Below are 24,080 nucleotides of genomic sequence, written 5' to 3' on the forward strand. Positions count from 1 at the left end.
AGATCTTCTTTGTTGCCCTGACTGTTTACTTCTCGACGAACGCACGCTCGATCAGATAATCACCCGGCTCACGCATACGCGGCGAAACCTTCAGGCCGAAGCTGTTCAGCACTTCGCTGGTTTCATCCAACATGCTTGGGCTGCCGCACAGCATGGCGCGGTCGTCTTCAGGGTTGATCGGTGGTAGGCCGATGTCGCTGAACAGCTTGCCGCTGCGCATCAGGTCGGTCAGGCGGCCTTCGTTTTCGAATGGCTCGCGGGTCACGGTCGGGTAGTAGATCAACTTGTCACGCAGGGCCTCGCCGAAGAATTCATTCTGCGGCAGGTGCTCGGTGATGAATTCGCGGTAGGCGACTTCGTTGACGTAACGCACGCCGTGGCACAGGATCACTTTTTCGAAACGCTCGTAGGTTTCCGGGTCCTGGATCACGCTCATAAACGGCGCAAGGCCAGTACCGGTGCTGAGCAGGTACAGGTGTTTGCCCGACTTCAAATCGTCAAGCACCAGGGTGCCTGTCGGTTTTTTGCTGATGATGATCTCGTCGCCTTCCTTCAAGTGCTGCAATTGGGAAGTCAGCGGGCCATCGGGCACCTTGATGCTGAAGAACTCCAGATGCTCTTCCCAGTTCGGGCTGGCAATGGAGTAAGCGCGCATGAGCGGGCGGCCATTTGGCTGTTGCAGGCCGATCATCACGAACTGACCGTTCTCAAAGCGCAGGCCCGGATCGCGGGTGCACTTGAAGCTGAACAGAGTGTCGTTCCAGTGATGAACACTGAGGACACGCTCGTGGTTCATGTTGCTCATGTACGGGGGACTCCTGGAAATGGGTCTGCGCCAAAGTTGGGATGCGCAATTGCACAGCATTCTAATGGCGGCGACAATATCTGTTAACTGGATTATTAAGATAAGGGTTATCGGTTATATCGATATGCGATTTACTCTCCGTCAACTGCAAGTCTTCGTCGCCGTCGCCCAGCAGGAAAGCGTCTCACGCGCTGCTGGCCTTCTGGCCTTATCTCAATCCGCCGCCAGCACCTCGATCACCGAGCTGGAGCGTCAATCCAGCTGCCAATTATTCGACCGCGCCGGCAAACGCCTGAGCCTCAACGCCCTCGGCCACCAGCTGTTGCCCCAGGCAGTGGCGCTGCTGGACCAGGCCAAGGAGATCGAGGACTTGCTCAACGGCAAGTCCGGCTTCGGCTCCCTGGCGGTCGGCGCCACCCTGACCATCGGCAATTACCTGGCGACGCTGTTGATCGGCAGCTTCATGCAGCAGCACCCCGAGAGTCAGGTGAAGCTGCATGTGCAGAACACTGCGCATATCGTGCATCAGGTAGCGCACTACGAAATTGACCTGGGTCTAATCGAAGGCGACTGCAGCCACCCGGACATCGAAGTGCAAACCTGGGTGGAAGATGAGCTGGTGGTGTTTTGCGCACCGCAGCATCACTTGGCCAAACGCGGCGTGGCGAGCATGGAAGAGTTGACCCATGAAGCGTGGATCCTGCGCGAACAAGGCTCCGGCACGCGCCTGACCTTTGACCAGGCCATGCGTCACCACCGCAGCGCGCTGAATATCCGCCTGGAGCTGGAACACACCGAGGCGATCAAACGTGCGGTGGAATCGGGCTTGGGGATTGGCTGCATTTCCCGGCTGGCGCTGCGCGATGCGTTCCGCCGCGGCAGCCTGGTGCCGGTGGAAACCCCGGACCTGGACCTGGCCCGGCAGTTTTACTTCATCTGGCATAAACAGAAGTACCAGACCTCGGCAATGCGCGAGTTTCTGGAACTGTGCCGCGCCTTCACCGCCGGGGTTCAGCGCAGCGACGAAATCGTGCTGCCGAGCATCGCCTGATGCCTTAGATCAGAATCACGGCCCACACCAGGGTGATCATGGTCAGCGCCACGAATTGCGCGGCGCTGCCCATGTCCTTGGCGTTTTTCGACAGCGGGTGCAGGTCGAGGGAAATCCGGTCGATGGCCGCTTCCACCGCGGAGTTGAGCAACTCGACGATCAGGGCCAGCAGGCACACCGCGATAAGCAAGGCTCGCTCGACCCGGCTGACGTGCAGGAAAAAGCTCAGCGGAATCAGGATCACGTTGAGCAACACCAACTGACGGAATGCCGCCTCGCCAGTGAAGGCCGCACGCAAGCCATCCAGGGAATAGCCCCCTGCGTTGAAGATACGTTTGATACCGGTTTGACCCTTGAAAGGCGACATAGATGTAGGCAACTGAACCAAAGAAGTGGGGAAACTAGATCACGCAAAGTCAAAAAAGCGTGAATCGGCAATGTCTTAGTGCTGCGAAATTGACTCAAGTTGTTGCAAGAGCAGCGCCGCCTGGGTGCGCGTGCGCACGCCCAGCTTGCGAAAAATCGCCGTCACGTGGGCCTTGATGGTCGCTTCGGACACGCTCAATTCGTAAGCAATCTGCTTGTTCAGCAGACCTTCGCAGACCATGGTCAACACCCGAAATTGCTGAGGCGTCAGGCTGGCGAGACCATCACGGGCAGCCTTGGCTTCGTCGGACACGTTGATTTCTTCAAACGCTTGCGGCGGCCAGGACACATCGCCGTCAAGCACGGTGCGCACGGCTTTCTGGATCGCTTCCATTGAACTGGACTTGGGAATGAAACCGCTGGCGCCAAACTCCTTGGAGCGCACCACCACGTCAGCTTCTTCCTGGGCCGAGACCATCACCACCGGGATCTGCGGGTATTGCCCGCGTAACAGCACAAGCCCGGAAAAACCGTAGGCACCGGGCATGTTCAGGTCGAGCAGCACCAGGTCCCAGTCGGATTTTTCGGTGAGTCGTGCTTCCAGCTCGGCAATGCTGGCCACTTCAACCAGCCGCACGTCCGGGCCAAGGCCCAGGGTTACCGCCTGATGCAGCGCACTGCGAAACAGCGGGTGGTCATCGGCTATCAGGATTTCGTATGTGGCCATTGATTAAATGATCCTGTTTTTTATGGCAGCCCTGACGGGTTCAGGGTTCGCCAGTACACAAGGCAACGGCCAGGCAGCCATCGCCACGGGGCAGGCTCAGCGTCAAAAACACCTGCAACGACGCTGAAAATTCACGGTTACGCCCCAATCGGCGCCCAGCATGCCCAGCGTAGCCTGGGGGGTCAAGCACTACGCCCGTGGGCATTTTAGCGAGTTGCAGGTTTGCAGTGCCATCATGCAAACGTCGTCTGGTCATACTGCCGGGACGTGGGGCGAGAGGCGCGCATGAACGCTGTCCGCCGGGTCCAGCGGTAACAGGAACTTGGCCGCCAGGTAATGGGTGCTGAATACGTCGAGGTAAGCATCCAGCACTTCACTGGCCGCTTGATCGCTTGCCAGCTCCAGGCACAGCGCGGCGACTTCGGCAGTGCAAAAATGATCATCCCGCTTGGAGCGACGCAGCTTGTAGCGCGACAGCTGTTCAGGCGCCAGGCTCAACACGGGCAAGTGTTCCAGGTAGGGGCTCTTGCGGAACATCTTGCGCGCTTCGCTCCAGGTGCCGTCCAGCAGGATGAACAACGGGCGCTTGCCCTCCTCCACGTTCACCTCACTGACCACCCGCTCTGGCGCGACGAATTCGCCGGGAAACACGATATAGGGTTGCCACTGCGGGTCGGCCAGCAAGGTCAGCAACGCGGGATCGACCTCGGTGCGCGACCAGGCAAACGCGGTGGTGTCGTCAATCACATCAGCAATCAGCCAGCCGGTGTTGCTCGGCTTCATCGGTTCAACATCGTGCATCAGCAGGCACATTGCCGAGCGCGCTTCTACCTGCGGCCGCCAGGCACACAGGCAATATTCGGGAATCACCCGGCAGCCGGGGCAACGCTCGGCGCGCGAACCACGGTTGAGGAACGGGCGCACGGCCCGCGCCAGCCGTTGGGTACGCAAACGGGAAACGGCATGGCTCATCGGGCGTAACCCGTAGAAGGGAAAATCGACACTGGGGGAACTCGAGACAGGCTTAAGTGGCGGCAGTTTAGCAGAGCCGCCGGCACTTCTGAGCGATACGCCTGGCTGTAGTGGCAGGCGCTCACCTATAATTGCGCGCCACTGAACGCACAGCGCAGTGGCTGGTCTATGCACCAGTAACCGAATCAGGAGATTTTCATGCTGCGTTCCATGCTGCGTCTTGTTGCCCCATCCGTCGCCCTTGCGCTGGTATTGCCCATGGGCGCCCACGCGGCCTCGCTGCTGGAGGCCCAAATGAACAGGAAGCTGCAAAGCGTCGCGGCCGAAAGCAACAAGGACCTGCCCCGGGAAATCGATGAAAAAACCCTGGAAGTGGCCTACACCGTTGAAGGCATGCAGCTGATCGATCACCTCAGCGTGCAACCTGACCGGGCCGAACAGATGCGCGCCAACCCCAAGGCCGTGTATTTCCAGCTGGGTCAAAGCGTGTGCCTGAACAAGGGTTACCGCGAGTTGATGGCCAAAGGCGCTGTGATGCGCTATGACATCTCCGAGAACAAGACCAACCGCCCGGTGGCGTCGGTCAAGTTTGTCGAGGCCGATTGCCCGGCACCTGCCGCAGCGAAGAAGAAAAAGTAACGATTGCTCCACCGTCGCGCGCTGCTGTCCTGTGGCGCGCACATCCCTCGCTGTCTTTGCTTGCCAACAACTAAACTGCTTGATGTGCGGCCAATAACCGGTTGCCAGCCAAGGGTTTTTCGGCTCATGATCAAGTCATCCCGACAGCCTGCTCCGCGCATTTTCCAAGCCGTTCTGTAACATTTTCAGGGCAAAAGAGGGTTGCCCTCCTGCGACTTGCAGTGCAAAGGTTTCCAAATCACAAGGAACATCCAGAGCCCGCTTTGCCGCTCGGTGCACACCGTGCAACGCCCCTGGCGTGCAGCGACACATGCAGTGTCGTGGCCGCGGACGAATACCTCGCCGAGGGCCCAGGTTCTGTGAAGAAGGAGAAGTTGAATGCCTTACGAATCGAATGACCGCCTGCTCCGTCATTTTGAAGAATACGGGACCGACCTCACTCAGCAGGTCGACGCGCAACTCCAGCTGGTCGCGCCCAGCAGCCCGAACATTCCCCTTTATCGCGACATGATCCTCACCGTTCTGCGCATGGCCCAGGACGATCGCAACCGTTGGAACGCCAAAATCACCTTGCAGGCGATCCGCGAGCTGGACAATGCCTTCCGCGTGCTCGAACAGTTCAAGGACCGCCGCAAGGTGACCGTGTTCGGCTCGGCGCGCACACCGGCTGAAAGCCCTTTGTACGCCTTGGCCCGAGAAGTCGGCGCCCAGCTGGCGCAATCGGACCTGATGGTGATCACCGGCGGTGGCGGCGGCATCATGGCGGCAGCCCACGAAGGCGCCGGCCTGGAGCACAGCCTGGGGTTCAACATTACCCTGCCGTTTGAGCAGCACGCCAACCCGACCATCGATGGCACCGAGAACCTGCTGTCCTTCCACTTCTTCTTCACCCGCAAGCTGTTTTTCGTCAAGGAAGCCGATGCGCTGGTGTTGTGCCCTGGCGGGTTCGGCACCCTGGATGAAGCGCTTGAAGTGCTCACCCTGATCCAGACCGGCAAAAGCCCACTGGTGCCAGTGGTACTGCTGGATGCTCCAGGCGGCGGCTTTTGGCAAGGGGCTTTGGACTTTATCCGCAGCCAACTGGAAGCCAATCGCTATATTCTGCCCACCGACCTCAAGCTGGTCCGACTGGTACACAGTGCTGAAGCAGCAGTGGACGAAATTAACCAGTTCTATGCCAACTTCCACTCCACGCGCTGGTTGAAGCGTGAGTTTGTGGTGCGCATGAACCATCCGCTCAGTGAACGGGCGCTGGCCCATTTGCAAAGCGAGTTTGCCAGCCTGCGGCTGAGTGGTGAATTCCAGCAGCTTGCCTATACCGGCGAGGAACACGATGAGCCGAGGTTCAGCCATTTAACGCGCTTGGTGTTCAACTTCAATGGCCGCGATCAAGGCCGACTACGAGAGTTGGTGGATTACATCAACTTGCCGGAAAACTGGGCACAGGCTCAGGGGAAAGCGCAGCAGCGGGTAACGCCCGAGCCAGCATGATTTTTTGAAGGCAAAAAAAAAGGCCCACTATTTTCATAGTGGGCCTTTTTAATTTACCGAGTTCAATGAGGTACAGCAGATTCGATGTGGGAGCTGGCTTGCCTGCGATGGCGTCACCGCTATCCACTGGAAACCAAAGTGTCCGCGTCGCAGTCAAGCCAGCGCCTACATTCTAAATTTCAGCAGCTCGAAAGCTCAGTCTTCCATGTCTCGGCCGCTTAGCAGGCGGCTGATCATGTCCATCGAAAACCCGCGATAACTCAGGAAGCGACCTTGCTTAGCACGCTCCCTGGCATCAATCGGAAGATGGCCGGCAAACTTGCGGCGCCAAGTATCTTCCAACTGCGACTGCCAACTGATACCGCACTCACGCAGGGCGAGGTCGATATCAGCGCGTTGCAGACCGCGCTGGCTCAGCTCTTCGCGAATTCGCGCCGGGCCGTAGCCGGAGCGTGCGCGGTAGGAGACAAAGCTTTCCAGGTAACGCGCTTCCGACAGAAGCCCTTCCTCCGTTAAGCGGTCGAGGGCAGTTTCGATCATCTCGGGCTCTGCGCCGCGCTGACGCAGTTTACGCGTCAGCTCGACTCGACCATGCTCGCGTCGAGCGAGCAGGTCCATCGCAGTGCGCCGAACGGCGACGAGTGTATCCAGTACAACAGTCATCGTTTGCTTCAGATGTCAGTATCAGCTTCTTCGACTTCTTCCACCGGCTCGCGATTGGCAGCAGCTTTCACGTCTGGCGCTGCGGTCAGCAACTTGTCGCGAATCTGCTTCTCGAGCGTGGCGGCGATATCCGGGTTGTCTGCCAGGAACTTGGCCGAGTTGGCCTTGCCCTGACCGATCTTGCTGCCGTTGTAGGCATACCAGGCGCCGGACTTCTCGACGAAACCGTGCAACACGCCCAGGTCGATCATCTCACCGTTCAGGTAGATACCCTTGCCGTAGAGAATCTGGAACTCAGCCTGACGGAAAGGCGGAGCCACTTTGTTCTTCACGACTTTAACGCGGGTTTCGCTGCCGACAACCTCGTCACCTTCCTTCACCGCGCCGGTACGACGGATGTCCAGACGGACCGAAGCGTAGAACTTCAACGCGTTACCACCAGTGGTGGTTTCCGGGCTGCCGAACATCACGCCGATCTTCATACGGATCTGGTTGATGAAGATCACCAGGCAGTTGGCGTTCTTGATGTTACCGGTGATTTTACGCAGCGCCTGGGACATCAAGCGGGCTTGCAGGCCCACGTGCATGTCGCCCATTTCGCCTTCGATTTCAGCTTTCGGTACCAGGGCTGCCACGGAGTCGACCACGATCACGTCGATGGCGTTGGAGCGCACCAGCATGTCGGTGATTTCCAGGGCTTGCTCACCGGTGTCTGGCTGGGAAACCAACAGGTCGTCTACGTTGACGCCCAGTTTGCCGGCGTATTCAGGATCCAGGGCGTGCTCGGCGTCGACAAACGCACAGGTGGCGCCCATTTTTTGCGCCTGGGCAATCACCGACAGGGTCAGGGTGGTTTTACCGGAAGATTCAGGGCCGTAGATTTCAACGATACGGCCTTTTGGCAGGCCGCCAATGCCGAGTGCGATATCCAGACCCAGAGAGCCAGTGGAAATAGCCGGGATCGCCTGACGGTCGTGATCGCCCATACGCATTACGGCACCCTTGCCGAATTGACGTTCGATCTGACCCAGGGCCGCAGCCAAGGCTTTCTTCTTGTTGTCGTCCATTAAAGTCCTCACGTAATCAATAAGGCCTGACGGCCAACACCTGTATAAGTAGACAGTATTGTTCCACAAAGATCGAAGATCGCCTACCCCTGTTTTTCTATTTCTAGTGCAGCTCGTCGCAACAAGCCCTCAAGCGCGGCCTTTACCGTTTGTCGGCGGACCTCGTCGCGGTTGCCGGGGAAGTGCGCAAGCTCGGCCGTCACCTCTTCGCCAACGCCAAAAGCCAGCCAAACGGTGCCGACCGGTTTGTCCGGCGAACCGCCGTCAGGCCCGGCAACACCGCTGACCGCCACGGCAAAGCGCGACAGGCTTTTTTCCTGTGCACCACGGACCATCGCCTCCACCACTTCCTGGCTGACAGCGCCGACTTTGCCGAACAGCTTCTCCGGTACGCCCAGCTGCCGGGTCTTCTGCCGGTTGGAATAGGTGACATATCCCGCCTCGAACCAGGCCGAACTGCCCGGAATCCGCGTGATGGCTTCGGCGATACCGCCGCCGGTGCACGACTCGGCAGTGGTGACGTGGGCGTTGAGCACCTGCAAACGGCGACCCAGTTCAGCGGCCAGTTGAGTGATTTCCTTCACGGTCGACTCCAGAAGTAGGCGGGGATTTGCCTACCCTACAGGAGCAAATCGCACACGCAAGCGACAGACTGGATCAAGATGCTAACGCCCGACGGCGCGCACGTACGCTTGGCAGGCACGTAAGGCGATCAGGGCGTTATCGCCGTCGTCGGTGATGGCGATAATTCGCTGAGCATGCGCCGGGTCAAGTTGGGCTCGCGGGGCTGCATGAACCACGCCGCTGGCGGTGGCGGCGGTTGGCACTGAGCAATTGAGGCTGCGGTCGGTGGCGTCGAGAAGGACTGACAACCGCACATCAGCAGTGGCCAGGCGGTCGCGCAGAGCAGCTTGGTTATGTTGGGCATCGTTCAACTCCTGTACGTGTTGCTGATCGTTGGCGCTGAGCTGCTTCTCCAACGCCAACCGTTCTTTTTGCTCAGCCAGGTGTTGAAGCAAAACCGCCTGTGCCTGCACATCCGCCTGGCGCTCGAGCTGCGAGCCATAACGCCACGCCTGCACTTGCCAGGTCACGACCACCAGCAGGCAAACGCCGATCAGCCGTAACGCGCCTAAGAAACGCATAACACCGACTTGGCCCGCGCCCACACTTGCAAACGGTCCTCCAGCCCGTTCAGGCCGCCATTGATGCGGCGGGTAATGGTGGTGAACTGGTCTTTGTCGGCCAGCTCATTCAAGCCGTTGCTCTGCCAAAACCACGCCGCGGACTCACATGCCCACTGTGGCTGTTCCAGCAGCTGCGGCTGTCCGAGCAGGCGATCATCGCCGAACAATGCCTGGCTGCACGCCAGGTAGTTACGCCGCCCGGTGATCTGGATCAGTCCCCTGCCCCGATACTTCTGGCCATCGCCGTCCGCTTCGGGGGTGTTGCCCAGGCGCGCGGCCAAAATGCCGGTGTCGTATTTGCTGAGGTATTGGTCGCTGCCCAGTTCGCGCACGTAGCGCAGCTCACCGGATTCGTGGCCGACTTGCGCGAGGAACGCAGCGATGCGCTTGGGTTGGCCGATCTGGAACCTGGACATTGCAGTGTTCAATGCGGACAAAAAAAGGCCCGCAACAGGGCGGGCTCCGGGCAGGATTTGAACCAGTTGAGAAAGCGTTATAGCCATGGGTCCTCACTCGGCCGCGGATAAACCGTTGGCCATAATCGTGCATCGATAACTCTCGCTGCGCTTGCCACTGGAGGTCACCGTCTTGATCGACCAACGGCCGCGCATGAAGTCGGGCCACGATTCGTCCAGCAGCAACAGGCCTTCAGCGCCGAACAAGGGGTTTCCGGGGCAGATCACATTAACTTGCATCCCTTCGCGGCCCACTCGGCGCATCTCGCCCTCGGCAGCGGTTCTGGCTTCGGCCTCGTTCTGGTAGCGCTGCGTCACCACCTTGAACGGCGCGATGCCCACCTGCACCACCCGTTGTTTACCGGCTGCCGCGTCCCACCAGGACGTTTGTGCGCCCAGGTAAGTAGCGCGGCTGGTTTGGGTAAAGCTGGCGGTGATAAACGCGCGATCACCCGGACGATTGTCGCGGGTGATCGACAACGGCACGACCGGCAAGACCTTGCCCGACAGCGATTTTGTCTGCCCTTTGCGGCCCAGCACATACAGCTCGTCGACAGGCTTGGCCACGGCATCGAAGCGATTGGCCAGACGCGTGAGAAACGCCATGTCACTTTCATTGGTCTGGTCGATGTGCGGGATATGCTCGCCTTCCAGATCAGGCGCCACGCGCGGTGAAAAACCGTAGCGCGTGGTCAATTGGCGAAACAACGCACCCAGGCTGATCGGCCCGTGACTGGCAGTGCGTCGCTTCTTGAATTCGGGCTCATCAAAGGGCGCCGCCGTCGCCACCAGCACCAGACGCAGCGGGAACAGTGACGGTGTGCGCTGGGTGATTTTGAAGCGGCCCTTGTCCACCAGGCCCGACTCCCGATACCCGATGCGCAGGCCGATACGCCCGCCCAGGCTGGGCAGCCCTTCAAGGCCCTCGATGTCGAGTGTCAGCTTGAGCTGGTCGGACGTAAAGCCGGCCATGTCGGTATGCTCCCACTCCAATAGCCGCTCATTGAGGAGTGCGGCATTGGCACCGTAAATCTCCACCACGGGTGTAAATCCAAGTGTCATGGTTGCTCCTTAATCCCAGGCCGTAACCGGCTGCCTGGCCACGGGCTGGGTATCCAGCTCAGGCACAATCACATTGACGCCTGCCGGCAATACCGCGCCCTGTTCGGCCAACTGCGGATTCAAGCGCCACAGCACCTCTTCGGCGGCATCATCACAGCGACGGAGCTCGCGATAGAGCAACAGGTTGACCGAGTCACCGGCAATACTTCGAACCTTACGCATTGACGAATTCCTCCAGTACCAACACCCAATTGACCACCATGGCCGTGCCGTCATCGATCACACAGGACTGTTTTTCGTCCACCGATTTGATGGTCCACAGCCCCCAGTTCAGGCCTACGCCATCGACCAGCGGCAACGGCACACGCTGGGCTTGCAGCGCACGCAATTCGTCCATCCGCGCCATGCCCAGCGCGCGTGCAGCCTTGCCGCCGAATGACAGCGTTTCGAGCGCCTGGCCAACTTGGGTGGATTTGGGCTTGCCGGAAACGATATCCAGGCTGCCCCACCCCCCACTGCTCAAACGGTCCAGGGTGTCGTAGGCAAACCCACGGGACAGCCCGAAAATAAACGGGCCCAACGCCATTTGTTGTCGCATCACACCACTCCTGTATCGGTCAGGGCCGAGTCACGTCGCGTCGCCAGCAGGCTGTCCATCGACAGCGGCGAGAATTGCGCCTCGATCTGTTGCACCACGATCGCGGCCAGTTGTTGTGGGTTGGCCTGCTCGGGTGCGTTGATGGTGATTTGCGGCGCGAAGTTGACTTGGCGGTTGTCGGCTTGAGCGCTACTGAGTTTTTTGCTGGTCTCGCCGGGTGATGGCAGACGGTCATCGGAGCCCATCAGTTTTTCACTCAGCCAGGCGCCGATATCACTGCCGGCAAACGTACCCAGCGCGCCGCCGACCACTTTGCCGATGGCACCGCCAGCGACACCGCCCATGACCCCGCCCAGCACTGTGCCAGCCCCCGGCACCACCGAGCCGATCGCCGCCCCGGCGAGCGTGCCGAGCGCGCGGCCAACGGCCATGCCCGCAAATTCGCCAGCAACGCCACCGGCAACGCCGCCGCCGACTGACCCTACCGTGGTGCCGACGGCTTTACCCAGGTTCCCCGACATCGCGCCCTGGACAAGGTCAATGCCAGCACCCGCCAGCACCACGCCAAGGGAGCCTCTTCGTGCGACCTTACTGGCTCTCGCAGTTCGTGAAGGCTTGTCTGCGGAGTGATCACCGCGCGGCGTTTCGTTGCCTTTAGGTGTGTTCTGGCTGGCTGGCGCGCTCACCTTGCCTGGTGTGGTATCGCCGCCTCCGAGAACCTTGCCGGCGACCTTCTCGAACACCTTGTCCTTCACCGCATCGAACACACCAGAAAACACCGGCCCCAGCGCCGCGCCAGCCAGCGTTACAGCGGCCGTGGTCTTGGGCAGCGCCTCGGCCAACCAGCCCACGCCCGTCACCAGCCCGGTCATCGCGGTCAACGAGGTGTCCACGATCGGCGCCAGCGCGGCATCCTTGACGGTATCCAGCCGCGTGGTGCTGGCCTCGAAGGCTTGACGACGTGCCTGTGTGGAGTCTGCGCGAACCGCTGCCGAACGCAGGACCGAGCCTTGTTCGCCAAGTGTCGACGTCGCGTACACCGACTTGTCGGCCACCAGCGTAAACGCCTGCTTTACCGTGTCGATGGCGGGCACCAGGCTCAGAATCGACTGGTTGCCATCGAACAATTGAGTGGCCAACGCCGCTTGTTTCTCAGCCGGTTGCGCCTTGAGCGCTTCAAGCACCGTGAGCAGGGTCTGGGGCGCATCCTGCTGCATCCCGCCAGCGAGCAACGTGGGATCAAGCTTGAGCGTCGCCCACGCGTTGCGCTGGCTTTCAGAAGCGCTGTCGCCTTTGGCCAGGGTGCTGCTGATTTTTTCCAGCCCGACACCCGCTGCACTCTTGCTGTTGCCGGCACTGAGCAATGCCGCCGAAAGCGCCGCTGCCTGCTCGGGGCTCATGCCCGCGGCGGTGGCCGTACCCCCTGCGCGCTGCACAATAGCGCCGATATCCGCCGCTTCTGCCTTGAGCGAAACATGGGTGCCCAACACATTGGTCGCGTCAGCCAGGTCCCGGGTTTGCTCGCGGTCGATTTTCATCGACTCGCGCCAGCCGCCCATCATGTCGCCGGCATTTTTGACGTCGACCTTGAAGGCCGTCGCCATGATGGCTGCGTCGCGGGCGAACTGGGTCAGGTCGTCCTGACGAGCCGCGCGGTCGATATTGCCCGAGGCATCCTTGCGGTCGCTGCCGATGCCGGACCGGGCGGCCACATACTCGACCTGTGCCAGGTCCACGGCGCTTGCACCGCTCGCCGCTACCATCGGTTCCGACGCCATGGCCAAGTTGGTTTCGCGCAGTTGTTTGCGCTGGCGGCCGACAAACATCAACAACTGATCCAGGTCAGTCATCGCGGCATCCAGTGCGTGCGAGGGTTTGCGCGCCTCAGCGGGGGCTGCAGCTTTTGCTGCTCCCGCGCCTTCGCCAGCTTCAACTTGCCGGGCGTCCATCATCTTGAGCAGTGAGGCGTTGAACAGCTCGAGGGTATTCACCAGCCGATCCTGCCCCGCCGCCAGGAGATTGATCTCAAGGCTGGCAGTCGCCAGGGCCAACCCCAGACTCGCGGCCTCTACCGGCATCGCGCCCGAGGGCCCGGCGAGTGTTGACGCAATGGGTTTGATACTGGCCTGCGCCACTGCGGTGTCACGTGAGCCCAGCGTCAGCTCGCCTTCCGTGGCGATGGCTGACGGGCTTGCATGGTTATTGCCTGCCATACCGCTCTACTCCTGTTTGACGCCAAGGCGAGTGATCGCGATGTCGTAGCGGCGCAATGCTTTTCCGGCGTCCCAGTCGAGGATCTCCGCCTCATTGACCGAGTAAATCAGTGGCACCACATCGAGGATCACTTCGATGTCGCGCTCCGAAAGAAGTCCGCCGGTTTGTTTAAAAAATCGTCGATGCGCTCCTGCAGTTCCGTCCAGTCGGGAACGGTCAGCCCGGCCAGGTCGGGGATCATCAGGCCGGTGCAGTGAGCGGTGATGAATTCGGCGCGTTCTTTGTTGGTGGCGAGTTTCTTCATGGCCTTGGTAGCGCGCAGGGCGGGCATTTCCAGGCTCAGTGCGGTCAGGTTGCGGCCGGCGGCATCGAGGGGCAGCAGCAGGTGCACCTGTTCATGCTGCGACGGCTCATCGCGTTCGCCGAGGAAGAACGACGCTGGGCGCGTCGACATTTCGTGCACGTACTGAGCAATGCTCACGTAGTCCGGGCGCTTGAGCTGATCGAGTTCTTTTTCCGACAGGCCGGTGGCGAGTTTTGCCAGTTCAAAAAACTGGTCGTCCTCGTCATCACCGGCCCGGGCCAGCGCGTTTTTTTGCGCGGCGTAGAACAGCGGCTTGAGTTGAATTTGCTGGATCGTCGCGCCGGTGTCGGCGGTGATCGGAGACAGCAGAATGTGCAGCGGTGGCATCCAGGCCATGGGGCAATTCCTTGTTTAAGCGTTGTTGAAAGCAGCGCGAATCTAAAGCTGAGCGCGGTCGATGTGGGAGCTGGCTTGCCTGCGATGGCATCACCTCGATACGCCAGGCACACCGAGTCGCCTGCATCGCGGGCAAGCCCGGCTCCCACATTGACTGTGCTCACTTCAGGTCACGGTAGCCCTTAAGGCATCAGCACCGCGCGGCGCGCATCGCCGAGAATGTCGACACCGTTGAGCATGAACTTCTGGGTACGCACGTCGATGTCGATCACCGGAATGCCGTTTTCCAGACGGTTGTAGGTACGGCAGGACAGCTCCAAAGTGGTGGTGACCTTGTCGCCCATCTTCAGCTTCGCCTCCTCCAGGGATTTGAGTTTTCCGCCGACGGTGTGGTAGGTGAAATAGGTCTTGCCGTCCTGGTCCTGACCGGCTTCACGCACGTTCAACAGGATGTCGTCGCCCATACGCACGCCCAGGGCCAGCATGATTTCCGGCCCGGCACCTTGCAGAACCAACTTGGCATTGAGCACCTTGCCGCTCTTGGCCATCTCTTCGGCGATGAAGCGCCCGCCGGACATGGATTCCATGTCGAACTCGATCTTTGGCGGGGTGAACTCCTCCACCGTCGCGGACAACGGCAGGCCTTGAAGGGTGGCCGCAATGGCCTGTCTTACACGGTTGGTAAACATTAGAGAACGTCCTCCAGGAACTGCTCGATGATTTCATCGCGGGCATTGAGTTGGTAAATCATGTGTTCATTCGGCGCATAGCGGCCGTAGTCGATGACGATGAACCAGGTGCCGTTCTTGTACTTCTCGACACTGTTCAATTCCGGGTGCAGGTACACGCTGCCGCCGGGGATGGTTTCGTCGGCGACCAGGGTTTGCAGCCAGTCGTTGATGCGCTTGACCTCCTGGTCCATGAACGACTTGGTGAGGTTCTTGGCCATGGCTTTCTGGCCGGCCTTGACCAGCTTGCGGCTGATGGCATCTTCCAGGCCGACGTAGCTGATGAACTTGCCGGTGATGGAGCGGTTACCCAGCAGCGAGAAGCCGCCGAGGATGGTGCGCGCGTAGTAGCTCACGCCGTAGCGGTTGAGCAGGTCGCCTTCGGTGGAGGTGTCGAGGATGTTGTACTCGACCACGCGGGAAACGTCCTCGGCGAAGGTCACCTGGTTGCCCGGGCTTTCCCATTGCTTGACCTTGGCCAGTGCAGCGATGGCCAGCGAGGACGGCGACAGGAACACGTTCTTTTTCGCCGCCTTGGAGTACACCGACGGCATGTTGTGCACCAGCAGGCAACGGTCGAAACCGAGGTCGGCACCGCCCAGCTCGCCGCTGTAGGTCACCTGATCAGCAACCGAAGCATCCTTGCCATCCAGCACCACACGGGCCTTGATGCGCTTGCCGAAAGAGGCGAACTCACCGGCCACGGCTTTGGTGCCGGTGAAGCCCGGGGCGCCGATGATGGTCAGGTCTTCAGGGACGCTGCTCAGGGCAGCCAGGCCCAGTTTGCGTCCAGTGGTCGGCTCGTTGCCACCGATCACATTGTTGAGGGTGTCGGCCGGGGTTGCGCCCTCCTCCACGATCACCACGTAGACCGGCACCTTCACCACTTTGAGGATCTGGTAGACGGCCTGGAACAGCGTGCCCGACTCGGCGCCGGTCGGGTCCAGCAACGCCTGGGTGGTGAAACTGTTGATGCGGAATGGCGCGTTTTTCGGGATCGACGCGTGGGCATTCGGCGCAGTGCCGACCAGGCCGATGACGTTATCGCCAAGGCCACCCATGGCCTCGGGGGATTCAGTGGCATTCACGGTGATGCCGTTGTGCTCGAAGTTAAGAACCTCAGCCATGGTTAGTCAGCCTTCTTGGGGGTGGAGTTGAGGACGCTGGTCAGTTCCAGGCGGCCGGCGGTGCGCAGGGCGGATGCTTCAACGTCCAGCAGTTCCAGTTCTTCGCCGGCGGTGGACCAGTGGCCACCTCCGAGGGGGAATGGGATGAGGACGGTGTATTTCTGGCGATTAGACGTAGCCATTTTTTTGAATCTCCAGGCATAAAAAAAACCGCAACGCGGCTCTCGGGGGATGTTTCAGATATCGGGTTAAGCATTACGCGCCAAGGCGCGAGGTTATTTCTTCGGAAGTTCGGAGGGATCGACGCCCTGAAATGCCTTCACTTCAGGCTCGGATGGCGGTGTGTAAATGAAAGGGCTCGCGGGCTGTTCCGGCCAGATCACTGCCTGTGGAAAATCAGGTTGGCCCTCCATCTGTGCAAGATGCACGCGGTACAGGCGCCAAGCCGCCACCTCAGCTTGCCTGGCGGGCAATTCGTCCGCCTCCTCTCCCGCCAAACCAGCTGCGATGGTGTCCTGCAATACCTCAACAGCCGTCAGCAATTCGTTGATTTTCTGGGTAGCGGATGCAGCCTTATCCGTACGCATGCACATCACCAGCGCGAGGATCATTTCACGCGTAGGCTCTTGAACCTCTCCAAACTCGCCAGCCTTCGCACGCTCGAAAAGCTCAACACCGTGAGGCTCAGCGTCATTAGGAGATGCCGCGAAGGGCTGTTCCCCAATGGTCTCTTTGGTTTGTTCAAAAACCACGTTCAGCACTATTGCGCTATGCGCCTGGTCGGTCCAACGTGGATTGTTTGCACTTAGAACGGTAAACATTTGATCACCTTATATTTTAGTTAAGAAACACGTTGCCACAACGAAGCGTTGTAGCCAGTCAAAGCGCCATGCAAGCGCCACTGCCCTACGTTGAGCAGGCCTGAATTATTGCCTGCACCGTCACTTACAGTGAGCGATGTATAGAGCAACTGACTGCCCGCCAATATCGTGCCTTGGTTAGAGGCAGGCTGCGCAACCAGCGGACGCGCAAATGCATATTGTCCGACTGCACTTAGGCCAAGGGCAGCCACTTTTGCACCATGATTTGCGTCACTGATCAAATCGCCAAAATCTGTTGCATCTACCGTTAAACGCAGACTCCCTGCCGAGTTAAAGCCCAGTTTGATTTTGTTATTAACCTGCCCCACGCCACCGCCCTGTTGTATCGGCGTGTAGCCCAAACGCGGCTGAATGTAATAAACGACACCGTCTGTCAAACGGCGCATGTACATGAATTCAGGGTTATCGGACGCCATTCCCACCGTGGTGATGGCATCGCGAATTGGCCTGGACAAAACATACTCTTCGCACTTGGCAATTGTTTCGTCTTTTGTATACGCGTTGGTAATGCCATAGGCGGCAAGCGTAGAGCCCCAATTTGCCTTGGTGTCAGGCGAAAAGTTTCCGGAATACCAAAAATTGCCAAGATCCGTTGTATCCACCGTCGCCTTCAAGCCGACAGGGGACCAGCCAATGTTAACCCTTGATCCCGTCTGTCCCACCCCGGTGCCTTGCGCGACGGGTGTGTAATCCAGTTTTCTCTGGATAAAGTACAACGCGTTATCCGATTCACGACGCATGTACATAAGCGCTGGATCATTACCGGCCATGCCGATGTTGGTAATACCATCGCGCATGACGCGTTGTGCAACCAAGTATCCTGTTTCATCTTTGGTATAAGCGTTGGTAATGCCATAGGCGGCAAGCGTCGACCCCCAATTTGCCTTGGCGTCGGGAGAGAAGTTTCCGGAATACCAAAAATTCCCCAGGTCTGTTGTATCAACCGTTACTTTCAAACCAGCGCTGGACCATCCAATGTTTACTCTTGAGTTATTTTGGCCTACGCCGGTCCCTTGCGAGACGGGTGTGTAATCCAATTTCTTCTGTATGAAATACACCAGGTTATCTGTTTCACGGCGCATATACATAAGTGATGGGTCATTACTGGCCATGCCTATGTTAGTAACACCGTCGCGCAAAGCACGTTGCCCGACCAGATAATTGGTTTCGTCCTTGGTAAATGCGTTAGTCACTCCATAAGCGGCAAGCGTCGACCCCCAATTAGCCTTGGTATCGGGAGAGAAATCAGAAGACGTCCAGATTTTTCCGAGATCGGAATTATCGATGGTCAACTTCAGATTATTACCTGACCACCCCAGCTTTACCGTGTTTTGGAGCTGGCCAATACCCGTGCCTTGCTGAACAGGGAGGTAGGTCAATTTTGACTGAAAGCGCACGTCGCTCTCGGTTTTTGTGAAAGCATCCACAATACCGAAACCCGCGAGACTGGTTGGGTTGGTGCCACCGATCACAAAACCTCGACGGTCAACCGAGACACTCCGATACGTGCCAGGAATGACCCCACTCGGGCCATAAATCTGCTCGAATTCGAGCGCTGTAGTGCCCAGGATAATCGGTGCGTTCGTGGTCAGTTGCCACAGCGTGTCAGCGTACTTCGTGCCCTCCTCAACACTGACTATCAAGTTAGGTGTTACTTCACCACTGACATCTGCATCAGTACGGCGAAACCAAGTGCCATTGGCAACAGTGTAAATACCATTATTGGCCGCAATCGCCTGGAACGTTACCAGTACGCTGTCGCCCGCAACAACGGCAACGCCGTCGAGCATTTGAGCACCGCTCAACACAATTGGCCCAGTTGCAGCGGCTCGCACGGACTTTTTAGTGTCCAGTTTCGCCAGCTCGCCTGCCACGTAATCGGCCACCCAGGCACGCGTGGCCTTGACGATCGAGTCATCGATCGACAGCACCACATTCGACGCGTTGCTTGTTTGAAAAATAGCACGCAGATAAAACTCTTTGCCTGCGCCTTGATCGGCCATTACCGGTTTGAATGACTCTGGATACTTAATGACCGCATAGAGGATACCGGTGTCAGTCCATATGGCGGCTTCACGCACATACCAGCCACCCACCTCATTAGGAATCGTCACCTCAGCCAGTAACCAGCTTAAGTTTTTTTGATCCTGCATCAATGCGTTGATGCTGCCTCGCCATACCTCACGGCGCAAAGCGACCGCGGTCGCGTCGGGGTTATAAACAGAACCGCCGCCATCGCCGACCGACATATGCGTCAACTTGATAGGCGTCCCGCTTGCCTTGCAAGCGGTCTCGTGCGCGATCCCGGCGTTTGTTAACAGTGTGTAGTAATCAGCCATTTTTACTCCAACGGGTAAAGGGTCATGGTCTCGACGGTGTAAATACCCGCCGCCATATAAAGCGGCGAAATGGATGAGAGGCCTTCCAACTTGAAGGGGGAAATCGTGGTCAGTTCCCCACACACAGTGACCGCACTGATGCAGTGATTGCCTGATGCGGATAACCCGACACTCACCGCCAACGTGTCACGCTCGCTTTTTGCATCCGCGAGGCGCTTGTCGAGCCGAGTGTTTATCTCTTCGCTGTAAGGCCGATCAGTGAAAGCTCTAACGGTGAAACTGTATGGCGCACCCGTAGGAGACTTCTCATGCCACGCCTGTATCTGAGGCGATAATTCAAGCCCCCGGACCGCATTTTCGAGCGCAAGGCGCGTGCCTGCCTGGCGTTTTGTTGGCCAAGAAAACCCGACGGTAAGACGCTTTTCAGACTCCGCAGCGTTAGCACTCCATTCCGCCACACCGCGATCCGCAGCCAGGTAGGGTAGAAACTCCGTAGGCGTTTCATTAGGGTTCATCAGACTCGGAAAAGGCGGCGTAATACGGTTGACCAGCTTTGCGAAGCCGAGATCCAGCGCCCTCTCCAGTGCCGAGCTATTCGTTGGCAGGAGGCTATGATCGATTTGCTCTTCACTCATAAGATTCGCACCTCAATCTCGATATCGGTGCAATAGGGAGCCTGAAAGGCCGTTGCCTGAATCGGAGAAACGGGCTCAAGGATCAGCAGTTGCGCAGCGCCGGCGCTGTGAATCGCATAATCAATCCAGCTCGGATCCACCCGCCCTTCCAGCCGGTGACAAGACTCCGCGTAGTCCTGCAGCAGCTTTTGAGCGGCGACTTGTGTAAGCCCCGAATCCGGGCCGGCATTGATCTTGGCGACCACGCGGATTTTGTACGGCAGGATTTGCGCGCCTTGCACGCTGACCAGATCCGTCTCCGGCCGTACATCCGGCCGTGCGAAATGGCGACGAACGCCGTCAAGCAAATCGACAGAAGGCGTGCCGTCGCCCTCACGGGAAAGCACGGTGACCATCACTTCGCCGGGCGCTGTTCGACGCCCGTTGCCGTCTTTGACCTGGGCCGCATAGCCGTCCGGGTCAAAGGTGTAGCTGACGGTTACCACACCTGGCGTAGCGCTTTGCACCTTCACCGACGGCCGTTCGCCTAGAGTGAAAACCTCACGCCGATACTGCATTCGCGAACCTGCCGCCGGGGCATGTGGCGCCAGGTAGTAACGCAGGCGAGCGTCGTCATCGCTCTCCAATGTTGGCGGCACAGGCGGAAATGCCGCCGGGTCGCCAGGGTCGAGTACTTGGCGCTCCAGGCCCATATCGGCCAGGCGTGCATCCAGGTTGCTACCGGTGGCCCACCACGCCAGCATCTGTTTGATGCGCGCATTGTATTTGCGCTCGTGGGTTTGCAGCCGCACACAAAACGCTTCCAGCGCCAGGGTCAGCAGCTCGCTTTCATTGTCGAGGCTGACCTTGAGTTTGGCCGCGCTTTGCGGCGCTCGGGTGGCGACGTAGTCAACGACAAACGCCTTGAATTCGGCCAGCAACGGTTCGAACTCATCCACCGCGATGATGGCCGGTTCCGCCAGTTGGTTCTGGCCGGGGATCAGCATGCTCATGTCACGACCTCAAAGGATTGTTGGCGGTTTTTCCAGGTACCGGCAAAGCGCAGCAACAGGCCGGCGCCTTGGCGGGTCGCGACGATGACCTGGGGTTGGAAATCGCCGATGCCGTTCTGCGCGTTATAGAACGCTTGGGCGGCGTGGCTTTGGGCGAGAATCAGCAGGTCGTCGCCGAGGTTCTGGCCGAGCAGTTGCGGGATCTGCGAGCCGTACAGCGGGCGTTTTTGGCGAGTGCCCACGGGGGTGGTCAGCGCTCGGGTGGCGCGCTGCACGAATTGCAGCCAGTCATCAACGGCTGCCCCGGTGTTCCTGTCGATTCCGATCATGCGGTGTCCTTATCGGGGGCTGATGACGCGTCCTTGGTGGTCCACTACGGGGCCGCTGAAGTGTGCGCCGCCGGCATCGAGCAACAGGCGGGTGCCGCCGATTTGCAGGGTGATGCCCTGGGCGCTCATGGTCAGGCTGGCGGCGCCGACCTTGACGTCGACCTGCTCGCGGGAGCCGGTAAAGGTGGTGGGGCCGTTGACCCAGTTGAACGTGTGGCTGGCGTCGTCGTAGTCGCTTTGAGTGCCGTCCTGATGGCGGCGCCGGGTCAAGCTGGCAACGCTGGAGACCGGCGGAAACTGACTAGTGTTCAGGCCGAACAAGGCCACAGACTGGCCGCCGCCCTCGCCGCCGCCGTAGTTGAGCAACAGGCATTGTTCGCCCACGGACGGAATGCGCGTTTCAGTCTGTGCACCGGCGCTAGGGTTGAAAAAACGGATGGCCGGCGTGAGCAACTCACCGTGGCTGACCTTGCAGGTATTGCTGGCGGCGTCGACCTCCTGACACACGCCAATGCGGCAGAAGCTTTCGGCACGCCGGTAAAGGTCTTCAAGCTGGGTTTCCATTTCCACCAGGCGCTCTACGATCGGCCCCAGTTGCATGCGTAACAGCGCGTCGAACATGGGCTACTCCGCCAGGGGTTTGTATTGATCGGGGTCGTTGATGTTCGAGACTTCCCAGGTGCGAGCGAACAGCGGTTGGCCTGTGGGATCGGTGAGTAATACAGGTCCCAAGTAAAGGGTTTGGGTGAAGGAAACGGTCCAGGTGTCGTAGTCCGTTTCCGCCGTGGTGCGCACAGACGGCGCGGCGACGATATTCATCGGCAAATCACACTGTGCCTGCGGCAGGTTCCAGCGGTTATCCAGCACCAGGTCCATCAGTTGGCTAGCCAGGTCGCAGGCATCAAATGGCAATGCCCCGGGCGCAACCATGGCCTTGAGCGAAAGGGTCAACGCGTGAGCCTTGCGCCCTTCTCGGGAGCGAATGCCGGGGCCATTGCCCTCGACCGTGATCAATACGCCGGTGTTATCCCCGGTGCCGTTAAAGTCCTGGTGATTGCCGATTTTCAGGTCCGGGAAGGCCGCTTGCAGCGCCTCGCCAATGGCGAGGGGCAGTTGAGAGGGCTTTTCGATGAGCATCATTTTAAGTAGCGTCCTTGCAACAGTTACTGCGGGTCCTGACGGGAGTTTTCGTTGATTCCGATGCGCTTGGCCGCCCACCGCTCATAAAGGCCGATGGCCACATCGGCACCCGCCATCGCGGTCAGGCAGCCGATGGCGCCGGCCGTCCAGATCGACATGCCGGCGGCGTAGCACAGCATCAGCGCTGAAACGCCGCACACCATGCAGGCCCCGGAGCGCAGGGCCAGACGGCGGATCAGCGACCAACCCCGTGCGCCCTCTTTGTCGGCGCGCCACATTTCGCCGGATACCCCGCCGATCACTGCCAATACGATGACCAGCCAGATAGGCATTTCCGCTAACGCTTGCTGTTCATTTGTCATGTCACGCCTCCTGGCTGAGCAATAGATAGTCCGTTTTTCATTTACAAATGCTTCGATAGGTAGGCATTCCAAAAAGCCCGGTCGCCCGGGCTTTTCAGTAATGCGGTCCAGATTCGGTCTTTCGGCGCTACTGGCGCGGTACGGACCTTTCCTAAGATGTTTTTCCGACCACGATCCCTGTCTGCCGGATAACTGCTTCTGGTGCTTTACGCTGCACACCCGGGTCAGTTGCCAACCCTCTGAACCGTTATTAGGCCGGTTCATCGCTGCCTGTTTTTGAAGCGTTGAAACTAAAGAGCGTCGGCATCCTTGCCGGTGTTGCCTGGCATCCCTGCCATCGCTTCGATGGCGTCCTTGCCGATGTTGCGTGCCGTCCTTGTCACTTTCCTTGGCAGCATCCTTGCCGCCTCCACCACCTTGTTGGCTGGCTTGAGACGAAGAATATGCATGTATGCATATACAGTCAATGCACAAATGCATTTATTTTTGCCGTGGAAATGCATGCGTGCATTCGCGGCCTTGCGGGCAGAGGGCTTGGTGGTTTTCTGCAGGCGAAAAAAAGCCCGCGCAATGGCGGGCGTTGTCTTACGTAAGGAGGTTAACGGGCGTACATGCCCCACCAGAACACATGACCGAGGATGCTGATCTGCTCATCCTGGATATCCTGGAAACTGTAGTCCTCGTCCGGGTGTTCATCGCGATTGAAGCTGCGCAGGCGAATCCCGGTAGGCAGGCGGTAGAGCTGTTTCACCCGCAACTGGCCATTGTGGTTGATGGCATACAAATCGCCATCGACGATATCGCCAATGCCACTCTTGCCTGCGTTCACCCCGACCGTGGCGCCGTCGCGCAGCACCGGCAACATACTGTTGCCGCGCACCGTCACACACTTGGCCTGGTCGAACTGCACACCGTTATGCCGCAAGCTGCGCTTGCCGAACCGCAGGCTGGCCTTCTCGCTTTCCTCGATGACGAATCTTCCTGATCCAGCAGCCAATTCAACCTCGCGCAGAAAGGGGATCGACACCTCGTCATCATTAACGGGCGTGTCGTCGTCCCACAGGCTTATGTCCTTGAGTTCCGAATGCATCGGGTCGCGCCCGTCATCGCGCAAAGCCCCCGCCGCCGCGCGCCCGCGCAGGTGGTCGGTGCTGACGCGAAAGTACTCGGCGATGCGCGAGATGTGCTTGTCCGACGGGTCAACGATCTTGCCGCTGAGGATCCGCGAGAGTGTGGATTGAGGCACGCCGGTACGCCGGTGAAGCTCCGTGGGGGAGATCCGGTCGCGGTCCAGCAGTTCTCTTAAGACGATAGAAACGTTGCGTTTTTGCATAACGCGGATAGTGCCGGGAGTTTTAGGGGTTGGCAAATGCTAATTTGCATAATTTATGCAAATCAGAAAGCGACAGCCAAAAGCAGTCATTCATCTGATCTTCAAACAAGAGGTATTTATACGGAGAACGACAATCGAGAAATTATGAGGCACCGGCGGTCGGACTCGTCTCAAGCACCGCTCTGGAAGGCCGATACCACAGGTGTTAATTTGCGCG

General features: G+C 59.1%; 31 protein-coding genes. 3 read left to right on the top strand and 28 right to left on the bottom strand.

The features are described from left to right. Nucleotides 1-25 precede the first annotated feature (25 nt). Complete coding sequence (locus AC19YS_RS25120) at nucleotides 26-805, bottom strand: ferredoxin--NADP reductase (protein ID WP_500602842.1); 780 nt, start codon at nucleotides 803-805, stop codon at nucleotides 26-28. Nucleotides 806-929: 124 nt separating this feature from the next. Here AC19YS_RS25120 and AC19YS_RS25125 point away from each other — a divergent pair, with 124 nt between their 5' ends. Continuing rightward, nucleotides 930-1,856: a LysR family transcriptional regulator gene (locus tag AC19YS_RS25125; RefSeq protein WP_057012105.1), complete on the top strand. Its 927-nt coding sequence runs from the start codon at nucleotides 930-932 to the stop codon at nucleotides 1,854-1,856. 4 nt (nucleotides 1,857-1,860) lie between these two features. On the opposite strand, the gene AC19YS_RS25130 is transcribed toward AC19YS_RS25125, so the two are convergent. The 3 genes from AC19YS_RS25130 to AC19YS_RS25140 all read right to left on the bottom strand — a co-directional run bounded on the left by AC19YS_RS25130 (nucleotide 1,861) and on the right by AC19YS_RS25140 (nucleotide 3,921). Then, nucleotides 1,861-2,223: a diacylglycerol kinase gene (locus AC19YS_RS25130; RefSeq protein ID WP_094949927.1), complete on the bottom strand. Its 363-nt coding sequence runs from the start codon at nucleotides 2,221-2,223 to the stop codon at nucleotides 1,861-1,863. A gap of 75 nt (nucleotides 2,224-2,298) precedes the next feature. Next, on the bottom strand, nucleotides 2,299-2,949 hold the full coding sequence (erdR, locus tag AC19YS_RS25135; RefSeq protein WP_106577231.1) for a response regulator transcription factor ErdR: 651 nt from the start codon (nucleotides 2,947-2,949) through the stop codon (nucleotides 2,299-2,301). 252 nt (nucleotides 2,950-3,201) lie between these two features. Continuing rightward, nucleotides 3,202-3,921 carry a tRNA-uridine aminocarboxypropyltransferase gene (locus AC19YS_RS25140; RefSeq protein WP_124416582.1) on the bottom strand — a complete coding sequence of 240 codons (720 nt, stop codon included), beginning with the start codon at nucleotides 3,919-3,921 and terminating at the stop codon, nucleotides 3,202-3,204. A 198-nt stretch (nucleotides 3,922-4,119) separates the two neighbouring features. Between AC19YS_RS25140 and AC19YS_RS25145 the strand changes: the two genes are divergently transcribed. Together AC19YS_RS25145 and AC19YS_RS25150 are read left to right on the top strand one after the other, a co-directional pair. Then, nucleotides 4,120-4,560 (top strand): PA3611 family quorum-sensing-regulated virulence factor, encoded by a 441-nt coding sequence (locus tag AC19YS_RS25145; RefSeq protein WP_106577233.1) that lies wholly within the window; start codon nucleotides 4,120-4,122, stop codon nucleotides 4,558-4,560. A 378-nt stretch (nucleotides 4,561-4,938) separates the two neighbouring features. Then, a complete protein-coding gene (locus AC19YS_RS25150; protein WP_500602844.1) occupies nucleotides 4,939-6,051 on the top strand; it encodes an LOG family protein in 1,113 nt (370 codons plus the stop codon). 195 nt (nucleotides 6,052-6,246) lie between these two features. Here AC19YS_RS25150 and recX read toward each other — a convergent pair whose 3' ends face one another. The 24 genes from recX to AC19YS_RS25270 all read right to left on the bottom strand — a co-directional run bounded on the left by recX (nucleotide 6,247) and on the right by AC19YS_RS25270 (nucleotide 23,863). Continuing rightward, entirely contained in the window at nucleotides 6,247-6,714 is a 468-nt protein-coding gene (gene recX, locus AC19YS_RS25155; protein WP_017137076.1) for a recombination regulator RecX, read from the bottom strand. Between the two features lie 8 nt (nucleotides 6,715-6,722). Further along, complete coding sequence (gene recA / locus AC19YS_RS25160; RefSeq protein ID WP_003189042.1) at nucleotides 6,723-7,781, bottom strand: recombinase RecA; 1,059 nt, start codon at nucleotides 7,779-7,781, stop codon at nucleotides 6,723-6,725. Nucleotides 7,782-7,864: 83 nt separating this feature from the next. Further along, a complete protein-coding gene (locus tag AC19YS_RS25165; protein ID WP_106577235.1) occupies nucleotides 7,865-8,365 on the bottom strand; it encodes a CinA family protein in 501 nt (166 codons plus the stop codon). An 81-nt stretch (nucleotides 8,366-8,446) separates the two neighbouring features. After that, nucleotides 8,447-8,926 carry a lysis system i-spanin subunit Rz gene (locus tag AC19YS_RS25170; RefSeq protein ID WP_500602845.1) on the bottom strand — a complete coding sequence of 160 codons (480 nt, stop codon included), beginning with the start codon at nucleotides 8,924-8,926 and terminating at the stop codon, nucleotides 8,447-8,449. Further along, entirely contained in the window at nucleotides 8,914-9,471 is a 558-nt protein-coding gene (locus AC19YS_RS25175) for a glycoside hydrolase family 19 protein (protein ID WP_179606633.1), read from the bottom strand. Before AC19YS_RS25175 ends, AC19YS_RS25170 begins: the two co-directional genes overlap by 13 nt. 6 nt (nucleotides 9,472-9,477) lie before the next feature. Continuing rightward, nucleotides 9,478-10,485 (bottom strand): contractile injection system protein, VgrG/Pvc8 family, encoded by a 1,008-nt coding sequence (locus AC19YS_RS25180; protein WP_106577238.1) that lies wholly within the window; start codon nucleotides 10,483-10,485, stop codon nucleotides 9,478-9,480. Nucleotides 10,486-10,494: 9 nt separating this feature from the next. Continuing rightward, nucleotides 10,495-10,707, bottom strand: a complete 213-nt coding sequence (locus tag AC19YS_RS25185; RefSeq protein WP_200624599.1) for a tail protein X — start codon at nucleotides 10,705-10,707, stop codon at nucleotides 10,495-10,497. After that, nucleotides 10,700-11,083 carry a phage tail protein gene (locus AC19YS_RS25190; RefSeq protein WP_145161628.1) on the bottom strand — a complete coding sequence of 128 codons (384 nt, stop codon included), beginning with the start codon at nucleotides 11,081-11,083 and terminating at the stop codon, nucleotides 10,700-10,702. The genes AC19YS_RS25185 and AC19YS_RS25190 overlap by 8 nt, the downstream gene beginning before the upstream one ends. Next, nucleotides 11,083-13,296, bottom strand: coding sequence for a phage tail tape measure protein (locus AC19YS_RS25195; RefSeq protein WP_500602846.1), 2,214 nt, complete (start codon nucleotides 13,294-13,296; stop codon nucleotides 11,083-11,085). Before AC19YS_RS25195 ends, AC19YS_RS25190 begins: the two co-directional genes overlap by 1 nt. Nucleotides 13,297-13,302: 6 nt before the next feature. After that, nucleotides 13,303-13,428 (bottom strand): hypothetical protein, encoded by a 126-nt coding sequence (locus AC19YS_RS25200; RefSeq protein ID WP_017844653.1) that lies wholly within the window; start codon nucleotides 13,426-13,428, stop codon nucleotides 13,303-13,305. After that, nucleotides 13,425-13,997: a phage tail assembly protein gene (locus AC19YS_RS25205; protein ID WP_500602847.1), complete on the bottom strand. Its 573-nt coding sequence runs from the start codon at nucleotides 13,995-13,997 to the stop codon at nucleotides 13,425-13,427. The genes AC19YS_RS25200 and AC19YS_RS25205 overlap by 4 nt, the downstream gene beginning before the upstream one ends. Before the next feature lie 182 nt (nucleotides 13,998-14,179). After that, nucleotides 14,180-14,686: a phage major tail tube protein gene (locus AC19YS_RS25210; RefSeq protein WP_500602848.1), complete on the bottom strand. Its 507-nt coding sequence runs from the start codon at nucleotides 14,684-14,686 to the stop codon at nucleotides 14,180-14,182. Continuing rightward, nucleotides 14,686-15,852 carry a phage tail sheath protein gene (locus tag AC19YS_RS25215; protein WP_106577244.1) on the bottom strand — a complete coding sequence of 389 codons (1,167 nt, stop codon included), beginning with the start codon at nucleotides 15,850-15,852 and terminating at the stop codon, nucleotides 14,686-14,688. Before AC19YS_RS25215 ends, AC19YS_RS25210 begins: the two co-directional genes overlap by 1 nt. A 2-nt stretch (nucleotides 15,853-15,854) precedes the next feature. Continuing rightward, complete coding sequence (locus AC19YS_RS25220) at nucleotides 15,855-16,034, bottom strand: hypothetical protein (RefSeq protein ID WP_200624596.1); 180 nt, start codon at nucleotides 16,032-16,034, stop codon at nucleotides 15,855-15,857. A 93-nt stretch (nucleotides 16,035-16,127) separates the two neighbouring features. Further along, on the bottom strand, nucleotides 16,128-16,673 hold the full coding sequence (locus tag AC19YS_RS25225) for a phage tail assembly chaperone (protein WP_119738648.1): 546 nt from the start codon (nucleotides 16,671-16,673) through the stop codon (nucleotides 16,128-16,130). A 20-nt stretch (nucleotides 16,674-16,693) separates the two neighbouring features. After that, nucleotides 16,694-19,072, bottom strand: coding sequence for a phage tail protein (locus tag AC19YS_RS25230; RefSeq protein ID WP_200624595.1), 2,379 nt, complete (start codon nucleotides 19,070-19,072; stop codon nucleotides 16,694-16,696). Nucleotides 19,073-19,074: 2 nt separating this feature from the next. Next, entirely contained in the window at nucleotides 19,075-19,707 is a 633-nt protein-coding gene (locus AC19YS_RS25235) for a phage tail protein I (protein WP_500602849.1), read from the bottom strand. Next, on the bottom strand, nucleotides 19,704-20,699 hold the full coding sequence (locus AC19YS_RS25240) for a baseplate J/gp47 family protein (RefSeq protein WP_500602850.1): 996 nt from the start codon (nucleotides 20,697-20,699) through the stop codon (nucleotides 19,704-19,706). The genes AC19YS_RS25235 and AC19YS_RS25240 overlap by 4 nt, the downstream gene beginning before the upstream one ends. Next, nucleotides 20,696-21,028 (bottom strand): phage baseplate protein, encoded by a 333-nt coding sequence (locus tag AC19YS_RS25245; protein ID WP_106577249.1) that lies wholly within the window; start codon nucleotides 21,026-21,028, stop codon nucleotides 20,696-20,698. Before AC19YS_RS25245 ends, AC19YS_RS25240 begins: the two co-directional genes overlap by 4 nt. A 9-nt stretch (nucleotides 21,029-21,037) precedes the next feature. Beyond that, on the bottom strand, nucleotides 21,038-21,649 hold the full coding sequence (locus tag AC19YS_RS25250) for a phage baseplate assembly protein V (protein WP_124416550.1): 612 nt from the start codon (nucleotides 21,647-21,649) through the stop codon (nucleotides 21,038-21,040). Between the two features lie 3 nt (nucleotides 21,650-21,652). Beyond that, complete coding sequence (locus AC19YS_RS25255) at nucleotides 21,653-22,168, bottom strand: hypothetical protein (RefSeq protein WP_448198788.1); 516 nt, start codon at nucleotides 22,166-22,168, stop codon at nucleotides 21,653-21,655. 23 nt (nucleotides 22,169-22,191) lie between these two features. Next, the gene (locus AC19YS_RS25260) at nucleotides 22,192-22,530 is read right to left on the bottom strand and encodes a phage holin family protein (protein ID WP_106577252.1); all 339 of its coding nucleotides are present in this window, start codon (nucleotides 22,528-22,530) and stop codon (nucleotides 22,192-22,194) included. 290 nt (nucleotides 22,531-22,820) lie between these two features. After that, on the bottom strand, nucleotides 22,821-23,150 hold the full coding sequence (locus tag AC19YS_RS25265; protein ID WP_500602859.1) for a hypothetical protein: 330 nt from the start codon (nucleotides 23,148-23,150) through the stop codon (nucleotides 22,821-22,823). Then, nucleotides 23,129-23,863, bottom strand: a complete 735-nt coding sequence (locus AC19YS_RS25270; RefSeq protein WP_119738633.1) for a LexA family transcriptional regulator — start codon at nucleotides 23,861-23,863, stop codon at nucleotides 23,129-23,131. The genes AC19YS_RS25265 and AC19YS_RS25270 overlap by 22 nt, the downstream gene beginning before the upstream one ends. Between the last annotated feature and the right edge of the window lie 217 nt (nucleotides 23,864-24,080).

The organism is Pseudomonas sp. MF08831 (assembly GCF_059862645.1).